The organism is Acinetobacter sp. WCHAc060006, assembly GCF_004209135.1.
GTDB classification, from domain to species: domain Bacteria; phylum Pseudomonadota; class Gammaproteobacteria; order Pseudomonadales; family Moraxellaceae; genus Acinetobacter; species Acinetobacter cumulans.
This window is the reverse complement of sequence record NZ_SGSS01000018.1, coordinates 59,029-72,062: the sequence shown is the minus strand read 5'-3', so window position 1 is coordinate 72,062 and position 13,034 is coordinate 59,029. Positions and strand designations below refer to the sequence as shown.

Genomic DNA, 13,034 nt, shown 5'->3' with positions numbered 1-13,034 from the left:
ATATGCTACGACAATTTCACGCTCATCGTCTTCACGAAGAATGATGGATACAGACCCCTTCAGAATTAAATACAAAGATTTAGATTCTGACCCTGCATCAACGATCGTTGTACGTTTTGGGTAACGGTTGATATATGCACGTTTTAATAATGCTTTCACTGAGTCTGGTAGTTGGCCAGGTGACAGTGCATCTGTGCTAAGTTGTGAAAAGTTTGAAGTCATGCTAACAGTTCCGAATATGGATAATTTATAGATCGCACAAGACCTAAAATGAACGTGTCACACGCAAGAGATGAAATTCCTTATCAGCTCAATTTATGTTAGTGTACAGGTACTTCGTAAATTTATAGCTTTTTTTAGGGACTTGCAATGCAAACAAGTGTTCATTGGCTAGAGAATGTTGCATTTGAGGCAAAAACTCAGAGCGGGCATAGCATAATCATGGATGGTTCGGCAGAATACGGCGGTGAAAATCGCGGTCCGCGTCCAATGGAATTGATTTTGAATGGCCTTGGTGGTTGCGCTTCTTTTGATATTGTGACCATTTTAAAGAAAGCACGCCAAGATATTACGGCTGTTCGTTGTGACTTAAGCGCTGAACGTGCAGACACAATTCCTGCTGTATTTACCAAAATTCATTTGCACTTTGTAGTTACAGGTAAAGGTGTAAAAGAAAAGCAAGTGGCGAAAGCGGTTGAGCTTTCTGCTGAAAAATATTGTTCTGCGAGCAAAATGCTCATGGACGGTGGCGTAGAAATTACCCATGATTTTGAAATTTTAGAAGCTGAAGCGGTTTAAAACTTAAACCCAAAGCTTGCATAAATTGGCCCTAATTCGTGTTAGGGCTTTTTTATGTTTGAAAATTTAGTTATCTGTAAATAATTAGGTTAGGAGTTGTAGGTAGTACCTTTGTGATATTTCTAAGCTGCCTACATGGCAGTGAACCCAAAAAGCTGATCCCAGTACAAAAGCTACATTTTCTAAGCTGCCTACATGGCAGTGAACGGTTTTTTGTACTTCCACTTGACTAAGTGCGATTTCTAAGCTGCCTACATGGCAGTGAACGAATGCCCTAAATGTAAATCATATTTTCATAATTTCTAAGCTGCCTACATGGCAGTGAACCAATTATTTCTTGAGCACTTAATTGTATTTCTTTTCTAAGCTACCTACATGGCAGTGAACACTTAGGGGTCATTCTTCAGGATGGCACAAAATTTCTAAGCTGCCTACATGGCAGTGAACAAACGCGCTCAGAAATGGGCGCATCTTTTCTATTTCTAAGCTGCCTACATGGCAGTGAACCACTAAGTTTAGCATTTTCACGCATAGCGCAATTTCTAAGCTGCCTACATGGCAGTGAACTGTTGCCACATCAAAGCCTTTTGACGCAATCTTTTCTAAGCTGCCTACATGGCAGTGAACTAACAGATGCGAAATTAAATGGTCTACCACTATTTCTAAGCTGCCTACATGGCAGTGAACGGTGGATCACCGTGTCAAGGGTTTTCGCGTTCATTTCTAAGCTGCCTACATGGCAGTGAACACAATTATGCAGCAATCCGTTGTTTGGGTTCATTTCTAAGCTGCCTACATGGCAGTGAACTTGCTTCCGCATCGTTTGGATTGAACACCATATTTCTAAGCTGCCTACATGGCAGTGAACTCTTGGGAAATTGCAGACTTTCTACTGATCGATTTCTAAGCTGCCTACATGGCAGTGAACGCGGTTGCAGAGCGATAGTATTTGTATAGATCTTTCTAAGCTGCCTACATGGCAGTGAACGTGGTCTATTCATTTCCGCACTAATACTTGGCTTTCTAAGCTGCCTACATGGCAGTGAACTGCTAACAGCAAACTGACTTTTTCCGTGTCGTTTTCTAAGCTGCCTACATGGCAGTGAACATGACTAGCGGTGCAATGGCTGTTGGAGGGATGTTTCTAAGCTGCCTACATGGCAGTGAACACACGCAACCGCAGAAGCGTATGCAGACACATTTTCTAAGCTGCCTACATGGCAGTGAACATCTATCATCAAATACAGCTATTATTGACAAATTTCTAAGCTGCCTACATGGCAGTGAACATTAATTTGAACGGGACTTACATTGTCGAGTCTTTCTAAGCTGCCTACATGGCAGTGAACTCGTAGAGTGCGATGGAACGTACCCGACTGACTTTCTAAGCTGCCTACATGGCAGTGAACCTACAACGAATTCTACATTTTTGAAACGCATATTTCTAAGCTGCCTACATGGCAGTGAACCGGTTTGAATACCGAATGATCCACCGCTCAATTTTCTAAGCTGCCTACATGGCAGTGAACGCTTCATAAGCAGACATCATGATTTTCTTAATTTTCTAAGCTGCCTACATGGCAGTGAACATTCTTCATCGTCTGGATCGTAGGATTCCGATTTTCTAAGCTGCCTACATGGCAGTGAACTTAAATCCACTATGCCACCTCAAGTGCTTGGCTTTCTAAGCTGCCTACATGGCAGTGAACCATAAGCTCTTGTCGGATCGCATTGTTGCATTTTTCTAAGCTGCCTACATGGCAGTGAACTTTTTTCATTAACTTTCAAATAAAAGTTATCATTTCTAAGCTGCCTACATGGCAGTGAACCATTATCCTGAATCGCTTTATCTCTTGCTAATTTTCTAAGCTGCCTACATGGCAGTGAACCATATCATAGACGATGCAGGACTGTTCAAATTTTTCTAAGCTGCCTACATGGCAGTGAACTCATATTAGTGGTAAGCGTGCCAATACACATTTTTCTAAGCTGCCTACATGGCAGTGAACTATTTTGATTTATTTTTAATCTACCGACGAACTTTCTAAGCTGCCTACATGGCAGTGAACATTCTGGACTATGTATTGAAGTGCGTCCGAATTTTCTAAGCTGCCTACATGGCAGTGAACGCAAGAAATATATGGTTATCTCGAAAAAGTAAATTTCTAAGCTGCCTACATGGCAGTGAACAATCTTCAATCGAAGAAATGCCACTATTTGTCTTTCTAAGCTGCCTACATGGCAGTGAACCGAGTATTGATGCGGTAGAGAAATTGCTTAATTTTCTAAGCTGCCTACATGGCAGTGAACAAGATGTTTGGATCTATCTGGCGCTTTGCCCATTTCTAAGCTGCCTACATGGCAGTGAACGGCAGGTAATGGGCTATCACTGGCAATCATTATTTCTAAGCTGCCTACATGGCAGTGAACGCACATATCATACGTGAATGTTTGACCAATCATTTCTAAGCTGCCTACATGGCAGTGAACAATCACTATTAAATGTATTGATGACAGCCTTGTTTCTAAGCTGCCTACATGGCAGTGAACTGTATGACTTTGATTGCCCTTACTGTTCTTGGTTTCTAAGCTGCCTACATGGCAGTGAACGGAGCAAGGCCATGATTAAATGTAATAACTGTTTTCTAAGCTGCCTACATGGCAGTGAACTTGATGTAATTATAAATACACTGAAACAGCTGTTTCTAAGCTGCCTACATGGCAGTGAACTTGGTTGCTTTCCAGCCGCTAAATCTCGAATTTTTCTAAGCTGCCTACATGGCAGTGAACGGTTAATTATTTCTAAACCAATGCCACCGAAATTTCTAAGCTGCCTACATGGCAGTGAACGCTATCCAGTTTGACAAAGTAAATGCTGTATTTTTCTAAGCTGCCTACATGGCAGTGAACGACTTGGCACTAAGCGTGCTTTCATCTACTTGTTTCTAAGCTGCCTACATGGCAGTGAACCCCTACTGCTGCCGAAATGCGCACCTCACGCTTTTCTAAGCTGCCTACATGGCAGTGAACAGTGACTTTAGATTCCATGATTTAAGACACGATTTCTAAGCTGCCTACATGGCAGTGAACATGTTGATTTAGGCAGAACAAGCATTGTTGATTTTCTAAGCTGCCTACATGGCAGTGAACAGCACGTAATACACCATTGTCATTCACCAGCATTTCTAAGCTGCCTACATGGCAGTGAACGCTTAAAGAAACATTTGATGAAGTCAGTACACTTTCTAAGCTGCCTACATGGCAGTGAACCTGCATCATCAAGGCCTAAATCTTTACGGAAATTTCTAAGCTGCCTACATGGCAGTGAACCTGGATCTAATTGCAAAACTACCTATTGCCAATTTCTAAGCTGCCTACATGGCAGTGAACATCGCCAAAAGATCCATAGTGAAGCAGCGAAATTTCTAAGCTGCCTACATGGCAGTGAACCTGGGGTATTGGGCAAGTGATGGGCTACCATTTTTCTAAGCTGCCTACATGGCAGTGAACGCGATATTGAATTTTTAGAAAATTTGGATATTTTTCTAAGCTGCCTACATGGCAGTGAACATGAACAGGACTTTGCTGATGCACAGGCTCTGTTTCTAAGCTGCCTACATGGCAGTGAACTGAATATGAGGAGCCTGTGGAAGTTACCCATTTTTCTAAGCTGCCTACATGGCAGTGAACGGGATCAGACTCAAGGCACTAATCATTCGATTTTTCTAAGCTGCCTACATGGCAGTGAACAATAATTTTATAGCAAAAAATAAAGCTATAACAGCAGTTTAACCCTTAAATCTATAAAAAGACCCAAGTTTTAAACCACTATCATAAGCTATTGATTTTATTAAGCTGTTAAAGAGTGAAAAAATATTGGGTTAAAATTCGGGTACAGATGATGCCGAACTTAGCCCATAGGTGCTAAAAACCTGAGTTTCAGATTTTTCAGCAGATCGCTTTTCAATAAACAATTTAAAACGTTTTTCACCTTGCTGATCAGACGTACTTAAACTTTTCATTTCGATATACGGCAAGTTGGTTGTTGTCACCACATTGCTATATCGAGCAAGTGCTTCATCAAAGCCAATATCTCCACGTTTTACACGGTGACGAGCCAAACGCTGAGCATTGGTTTTCACTTGTTTACGTTTATAAACTGCATAGCATTTGATGTCGCTAGGTACTTCACGGATAGAAGTAATATGTACATAATCTTCTAAACGTTCTAGCCATTTTCGGATATCCAATTTTGCTAAATCGGATTCAGATTGAGCAAATAAGCGTAATTTTTTACCTAAGTTGACTTTGGCTTTTTGTTGATCGGTCTTTTCTTCAAAAATATATTGAGGAAAAGACACACCAATACTGACCTTGTCATTAACATCTTTTATTTCAGCCAAAGCAATATGTAACTGTGTATAAAGCTTTGACCAAATAAAATATGATGAGATTTCAGCTTGATCAATCAGGGTAATCTCCTGATAAAACTTCATATTAAGAGTCCTTTCCACTTTGACCAAACACACCACCACGCACGAGTACAGCCATCACATAATGTTCTTGTTCGGCATTTTCTAAAGATTCACCTAATGCATATTTATCAAATAAGCTAAAGAAATCCTGTTTAGCTTTAGGTGTACGATATGCTTTGCCTAAATTAGTGACGGCGCCATATGGTTCAATTGCAATGGCTGATTTTTGCTCTGCAAATTCTGGATACCATGTATCAATGGTGCGTAAAGCATTACCCACTTTTTGTGAATGCATCGCAGCCACATTATTCACTTGATATAGAATTTTACTTTTATCGCCCTTGCCCTTATCAAGTACAAGTTCCTCACTTGGATACACTTCTTGTGCTTGACCAACTAAAGCATAGGCTTCAATTTTAATCAGTAAATAAGGTAATTCACCTTTTAAAGCCTGTGCAATTTGATCTGCTAAATTCTCTACTTTGGCATCTACTGTATCAAAATCATGTAATTTATAGTCAAAGGCATTAAATCTTACCGATTCTTGATCATTAACTGTAACCACAACTTCTATTTTTTCTGCACCAACACGGTTACGCCATAAAAACCGTGCATTGGCAATATTTAATACATAACGTTTGGCGAGCTCAGAAAAACCATAAGTTTTAATATAATTCTGCGCCACTGCTTTATAAGATTTAAAAAAGTTTTCATTATTACACGCCGATGGTTGCTCAATTCCACCCAATACTTTTAAAGTAAAAGCCACTTTTAACGTATCTTGATGTTCAGCCAATGCACAAGCATCAACAATTTGAAGATTAGCATTTTCCACTTTTGCATCTAATTTTAATGGATCAGCATCAGCAGCTTTTAAACGGTTTGAGATTGTGCCGCGTACAGATTTTTCAATTAGTTTTAAAGCAGATTGCTCTGTGCGATTTTCCCAAGTTGTTCCATAAAAATAACCATCTGATGGTACAAGTTTTTTTTCAAATGCAAGTACGCTAGCAACTGCTTTTTCATTTTTAGCCATGAGCGAATATCCTTTTTTATAAAGTTAAATAGATTGTGTTGTTAAGTTTTGGCAAAGGTATAAATTATTTTCTAAATCAACATGATATTGCCATAACAGTTGATAAATACTTTCAATACGATACGGCATAACAAATTCACCTAAAGTCAGCACACTTTCAGCAAATCGGTGTGGTGTATTGGCATCACGTTGGTTTTTTGCTTGTCCAAGTTCAGAAATGCCTTGAAAACCTACCGCAATGGGCACCAGCCAACCTTGGGCTTTACGCTTAGATGTCCATGTCACCTTTTCATCATCATATAGCGTTGAGTTATGTGTCACTTTGAGATAGTCCAACACCGCATCTAAAGCATCTAAGCCGTCATTCATACCTTGTAGCACTAAGTCACGACGTTCAATCAGAACATGTCCTAACATTAGCTGATTTAAAATTGGGCGAAGTTGTTTCGTTTGATCTTCTTCATCGTCAAAATTTAAAATCTTACAAGGCTTAACTGATAAAACGTCACCACTGGCAAACTTCATGCTTGTAACCAATAGCTGTACAAGCTGTAAAAATTCCTCTTTTTCATCAGGATCAATGTTTGCACATTCAATCAGCAAAGATACTTCCAAGTGACAACGTGCTTCTTCAATAAAGGCAGGTCTATTGCCATCTTTATCTAAAGGATTCGCTGTTCCTACAATCGAATGGACAAAGTCACCACGTCCCTTATAAGTCTGTAAATTAAAATCATGACAACTGACTGCAATTTTTGTCAGTTCAATCTCTGCATTTTTGCTGTGTAGCTTGCGTTGTAATGCGTGTACAGCACCTAACCAAGCCGTCATGGCAGGAAAACCAATGGTATATGGGCTACTCATTGCATTGGCATTATGGATTTTTAAATGTGGAATCAATAAAAATTGACGCATTAAAAGAACTCCTTGGCTTGTTGCAATGATTTTTCTACCCGTTGTTGTACATCTAATAATTCTCCTGTCCCCAAAGTATAAGAATCATTAATTGCTTTTTCATAACTGCGTAAAATCCAACGGGCAATATTTTGGCTAATTTCATCACGCCATTCAGCATCATTTTCTCGTTCATTTTGGTATTGCTGATCTAACCAAATTCGCTGTAATTTAGGTAAACCTAGATAATAATCTTGATCTGACCACGTCTCAGGATAGGTCTCACGAATTGTAAATGCCTGTAATATAACTTGATCAATCAAAAAACCAATGATGTTGCGTATTGCGGTACGAATATCAATATTATTAATATCTAACTGCATAAATTTATGTAGTTGAACAAAACTTTCCTGATAATTTTTGCGATATAAACACTGTGCAAAGAAGTCAGTTTTAGGCAATCGGACTGCACGTTTTTCCAAAGTTGGCGGACAACTTGATAGCAAATAAGAAATCCCCTTGTTTTTTACATTTAAAAAACTGTAATTCCCCATTTTTAAAAAATCGTTATGACTAAATCCAATCTCGGTTAAGCCTAAAATTTCACTAAATCCGCCTTCTAAAAATTTATTATCCTTTTTAAAAGTACGCGCATGCTGTTTATCAATCCAAATATCCATTGCATCTATACGGTTCTTTAATTCATACATCAGCATAGATGCTGTTTTTACAGATAACAGATGATACTGATCGTGATCTATTGGAAAGTAAACTTGACGTGTTGAACCATGTGTCTGACTTAACGATGTTTCACCATAATAGACTTTTAGACATTTCTCTTTGACAAAATCAAAATCTCCTTTCAGTTGTTGAATTAACTTTTGAAGAGACTCATCATTATTTTCAAATTTATGAATTAATTTTTCATTCTGATTTATAGTACTATCTAACAATTCATATAATTCAAAAACCATTGTATTTGTTGCAGAATTACCCGAAACATCAACTTTATTTTTTAAATTGACATTACCTGTTTTGAGATAGCCATCTTTTTGAAAATTTCCTAAAAAAATTTGCGCAGTATCGGTATCAATTTTAGCATTAGTAAATTTAGCAGGATGAGTTGTAACATTCGGCTTTACTTTACGCACAATATTTTCAAGCCAAGTGTCCAAACTATATTTTTCGTCTGCTTCAATCTGGTTTTCCACTCTAACTTTTAAACGAGCTTCTTCCTCAAATTCATTTTTTTTACCACGAAGCTTAGAATTAATCTTCGCTTGTAAAAAATCTTCTTTTTTAGAGTTTAAAAAGCTCTCGATAAAATCTCTCATATCCCCCTCCTTTATCTTTTAATTTTTGACAATCAGCCCAAATTGATCTGAATATAACAACGCTTTATCTTCATCATATTCAGGCAACATAATTTCCCCATAACGTTTTGATAATACTTCTATCTTTGTTTCAATATCCTCATTTTCTTGCAAAGTATCAACCGCTATACGACGCAGAATGACGCTGTAATTTCGATCAAACCATAACCGTGATTTTTCACATTCATTAAGATTAATTTCATCAATACTTTGAAAAGACATTCCTTGACGATTAATATATCTGCCAAAATCATCTTTAATGCAAAATGTAAGCTTACGGTCTTGCCAAACTGCAAAGAGCTGAATACTTGGCGAGCTTTGTCTAAATGGAACAAATCTTTGCGGTAAAGCGGTTAAAAACCATGTTTGCGTGAGCCACGCATTTAACGGTTTTGCACCAATCTTGTTATAACTTGCCAAACTGTCTGCTAAAACTGCATGTTCTAAATCTGCTAATTTTTGCTTGGCTTGTAGAGGTTGCTTTGCTTGAATACGGGGAATGGCATTAATTCCTGTTTCTATACTTTGCACGTCCAATAAATCAGAAAGACTTTTACTTTCTAAAATAAAATTACCTTTGCCTGTATTTATTTCAAAACCTGGCTTTTCAAAAGCAACTTGTGCACCTCGCAAACCTTTTAAGTTATATTGCATTAAAGCAATATTCGGCTGAGTAATATGCTGACTGATTTTCCGATGACGTAAAACACGTCCTGCCAATTGAATAATGGAACGATAAGACGAAGGCTCTACAATTGCCCAATCAAAATCGTGATCTCGTCCCACCTCTTCCACAGGCGTTGCCACCAAAATAAAAATCACATGCTCGGCATCAGTACGATCTAAATGCTGACGAATTACACCATCATTGTCTGTATCTAAAAATACCTTCGGTTGTTCGCCTTGTTTTTCTTTACGTTTTAAAGCTTGGTCTAAATGACGCTCTTGTTCACTACGTAATAACATCACCTGTCGGCTATGATATGCCATCACACGAGGTGCGATGTTCTCTGACCATTCTGCATTGAGTAAATATCGGGTTAATGCCACGCATGGCGGAATATTGGCAACACGAATCACGCCAAAAGAAACTTTTTTTCCAGTTTTGTGATCAATTGTATGATGTGCTAGATGTAATTTTTCAGCATGTTGCTTAATCCGTTCAAAATACTGCTGTTGTATGTTTTCATCTAATTTCACTTGCTCTTTAGCAACAACTAAATCTGCACAATCAATAATATAAGCCTTATGTTTAATGATTTGTTGTTGCAATTGTTCTGCACGAATTTGTACAAATTTTTCATGAGAATGTTGATATTCCTTTATATATTCAACATCTTCAACCATTGTAACTTGGGTTTTAAATTCATCTACCCACATGGCCACCGCATGCGTATTTTTAATTTTTTTAAAGGCACAATAGAGTTGCCAGCCTTGTTGATAGGCATTAAAAAATCCTTCAGCCAGTGCAGGTGGAATCGTTGCTGATGAAATCATCACTTTACGACCTAACATACCGGTTAAATGCACTAATCGAGCAATTGCAATTAAATCTTGTCCATTAAAATCATCAACTTCATCAATCACGAGGTCAGAAGAAGATAAGCGCAAACTTGGTAAAATATATTTGCCACCTCGTTTTGTTTCTGTGGCAGAAATAATATGATCAATCGTACAAGCTAAAACAGGTTTATATAAAAATGCTTTATTTTTTTCGGCTTGATTTTGTGGAAATAAAACATTCATAAAATCTGCTTGGGGCAGTACATCGTAATCTAGCTCATTGTCTAATAATGTTTCGAGTGACTCTGAACCTATTTCTTCTATATTAATTTCATTCTCATCTACTTTAGATTTATTCTTTTGATGTAACTCTTGCACCGCTTTTGAGCCAACCAATACCGCAAGTTCATCACTTTGCAAGCCAATATCATTACGATAAGAATCCCCTGTCTGTAAGGTTAAAGTTCTTAATCCTAAAGCTAAGATATAACGCAATGAATCTGCATTTGGTGACAATGCCTGCATAATTTTGGCATTGGCAATAGTTTTCCCCTTGCCGGTACTTGCCATATTGACAATAAACCAGCCTTGTTTTTGAGCATCTTCATGTTTTTGAATAAAACTTTGAATTCCTTTGACTGCTTGATCTTGCCACCCAAACCCATCAGGACTTTTCTTTTTAAGTTTAGCAATATCATAAGCAGGTTCCATATCATCAGCTAAACGGCTTAATGATTGTGCCACTTTCATGGCATTATCACTGACATGTACCAAATGCTCGTCTAAGTATTGTTTAGGTTGTTTAGTTTTAAAATCTGTATTCGCTATTAATTTCAGTGAAGTTTCCCAATCCTTATCAGCATCACAAGACGAATAATAATGATCCCCTAACATTAAACACAAACGTGCATGATGCAAAATGACACGCCAACTGCCATCTTCAAAAATAATGCTGTGATGCTTAGTTTCTTGTAATAACCGTGCTGACCATTTTTTAATTTGCTTCGTCCAATGGTTTGATTGGCTTAATAAGCCCAGCTCAAATTCAAAACATTTTAAAACGCGCTGTTGATATTCATCATCAAATTTATTTTGATAGCCCCAATCTGCTTTAATGCTTTTCAGCATTGCAGATAATGTTTCTCGTTTTGTACTGGCATAATCTTTACGACGTTCTTCTTCTTTTAAATCAGGTAAACGATGATGCGACACAATCAGCCAAGCCACCAATTGTGCAAAAGGTGGCAATTGATCTAAGGCTTTCGTTTGATCTAAACCTGTTAAAACCGCTTGTTTTAAATCATCTTCATGCGAATGTTGCTCCATCAGCATTTTCAACCATGCTTCATCGGTTGTTGTATTTCCTGATGATTGCACTAGTGCATTCAGTAATAGGCAAGAAATCCATTCATGTCTAAGAGGATCACCTTTCTTCGCATTTTTACTCTTTGGTTGTAGTTTTTCTTGAAATAAAACAGAAGCTTTTCCCCAATCATGTAATAACGCAGAAATTGCGACTAATGCTTTGATTAAAGGTAAATAGTGCCAATCATTTTCCCATTTGTTTTGATCTAACTTTTTCTGTGTTGTATTTACAGGCACAATTCCCTCGTTATTAAACTTATTCCGATTCCCCACCACCCACAGCAACTCACTTCGACGTCTACCCCGTATCCAATGACAACTGACTGCTGTACTTTTTGTCACAGTTTTACGCAATAATTTCTTAACGGCGATTAGACCATCTTCTGTAATGATGGTTTGCCACGTGTTATCGCCAATTCGGTCAGCAAAAGCATCGAGTACTCGCCGTGTACGTGGAATGGCTTTCTTTTCGCATTGGCTAATGAAGGTCACAATCATAATGCATCACCTTCATCATTATGATTTTTGCAAGCTTGCGCTTTGACATTATCAAACATGAAGTCCAAACATTTATGCTCTGTGAATTTCTGCAATATTTGTTGTCTGAATTCTTGCTCAGTCATTTTTTCTTTGGCACAGATAAATGCGTATGGAAGTACCACAGCGTCTTTAATTAAATCTGCAATATCAAACACCAATGCACCACGTCGAGTCTTACCATGCATCACCGCAAAGCCATGTGGAATTCCTAGTACCCAAAGCGTAGTTGCAGCGAGGCCATAAGCAAGATAATTTCCATGATTCAAAAAGTCATTCGCCAAATCCCCTTGCTCAGGATTACGGCTAAAATCCTTCAGCCCTGTACGTGTGGCAGCAATTTTATACAATTGCTTTGTCGTTGCTGCTTCAGCAAGAAGTAAATCCCCAACTTTGCTTTGCTGTGAAATTTTTGCGGTATAATTATTCAGCGCTTGTTGAATGTCCAGATCATCAACATGAAAACCATATTCTTTTAAGTCTCGATCTTTAGACCAAATTTTTTCAATAAACTCAATTCGAGCCAATTGAAATTGTTTTGCCACCTCTAAGCGTTTGGCATCATCAAACCAAAATTGCATCCAACCTTGCATATATTCAGTCGGGCGATACTCACTTTGTGGCGTCATCCATTCAATTTCACAGCCCATAAAGAGTGGTGTGCCACCACCGCCACAGAAGCCAACTAATACTCCTGCACTCGCAAGCATGCGCATCGCAGCTTGTGTAATTGATGTTCCTGTGCCGAGCATAAGAACGGTAGTATTCGCGATTGGAATATTCCAATACTGATTTTCGTTTTTAGCTTCAGTTAAATATAAAACGCGCCCATCTTTTTGCATCACTCGTGCATATTCAATGTAGTAAAGATTAGCCCGCTTTGAATGCAATATCGCTTTTAAATCGGATGGATTCAGCTGTTCCATTTTATTTATTTTTCAGAAGTTATTTATTTTATTATAAAAATTTTAATAACGAATACAATTCGACTAAATTACCACCACGACAAATCGTGTCGTTTAGTTTTATATAATCCAATGCATAAAAAAAGCA

The 13,034-nt window shown here is 38.0% G+C and carries 7 protein-coding genes, 1 pseudogene and 1 CRISPR repeat array; of the genes and pseudogenes, 1 reads left to right on the top strand and 7 read right to left on the bottom strand.

The features are described 5' to 3' along the window. Nucleotides 1–222 (bottom strand): annotated as a pseudogene (locus EXE29_RS11565) (cAMP-activated global transcriptional regulator CRP); the annotation flags it as partial. A gap of 147 nt (nt 223–369) precedes the next feature. Here EXE29_RS11565 and EXE29_RS11560 point away from each other — a divergent pair. Further along, nucleotides 370–798: an OsmC family protein gene (locus tag EXE29_RS11560; RefSeq protein ID WP_106986726.1), complete on the top strand. Its 429-nt coding sequence runs from the start codon at nt 370–372 to the stop codon at nt 796–798. A gap of 119 nt (nt 799–917) precedes the next feature. Next, nucleotides 918–4,548: direct repeats of the CRISPR family, unit length 28 nt; unit sequence TTTCTAAGCTGCCTACATGGCAGTGAAC. A gap of 131 nt (nt 4,549–4,679) precedes the next feature. Here EXE29_RS11560 and cas6f read toward each other — a convergent pair. From cas6f to cas1f, 6 genes are read right to left on the bottom strand one after another with little or no spacing between them, the layout of a single operon-like run. Beyond that, nucleotides 4,680–5,294 carry a type I-F CRISPR-associated endoribonuclease Cas6/Csy4 gene (gene cas6f / locus EXE29_RS11555; protein ID WP_120364302.1) on the bottom strand — a complete coding sequence of 205 codons (615 nt, stop codon included), beginning with the start codon at nt 5,292–5,294 and terminating at the stop codon, nt 4,680–4,682. Between the two features lies 1 nt (nt 5,295). Beyond that, entirely contained in the window at nt 5,296–6,309 is a 1,014-nt protein-coding gene (gene csy3 / locus EXE29_RS11550; protein ID WP_120364303.1) for a type I-F CRISPR-associated protein Csy3, read from the bottom strand. Between the two features lie 24 nt (nt 6,310–6,333). Beyond that, complete coding sequence (gene csy2, locus EXE29_RS11545; protein WP_120364304.1) at nt 6,334–7,224, bottom strand: type I-F CRISPR-associated protein Csy2; 891 nt, start codon at nt 7,222–7,224, stop codon at nt 6,334–6,336. Further along, nucleotides 7,224–8,537: a type I-F CRISPR-associated protein Csy1 gene (locus EXE29_RS11540; protein ID WP_120364305.1), complete on the bottom strand. Its 1,314-nt coding sequence runs from the start codon at nt 8,535–8,537 to the stop codon at nt 7,224–7,226. The genes csy2 and EXE29_RS11540 overlap by 1 nt, the downstream gene beginning before the upstream one ends. Nucleotides 8,538–8,555: 18 nt before the next feature. Then, nucleotides 8,556–11,942, bottom strand: coding sequence for a type I-F CRISPR-associated helicase Cas3f (gene cas3f / locus EXE29_RS11535; RefSeq protein ID WP_120364306.1), 3,387 nt, complete (start codon nt 11,940–11,942; stop codon nt 8,556–8,558). Beyond that, a complete protein-coding gene (gene cas1f / locus EXE29_RS11530; RefSeq protein WP_120364307.1) occupies nt 11,939–12,907 on the bottom strand; it encodes a type I-F CRISPR-associated endonuclease Cas1f in 969 nt (322 codons plus the stop codon). The genes cas3f and cas1f overlap by 4 nt, the downstream gene beginning before the upstream one ends. Nucleotides 12,908–13,034 lie beyond the last annotated feature (127 nt).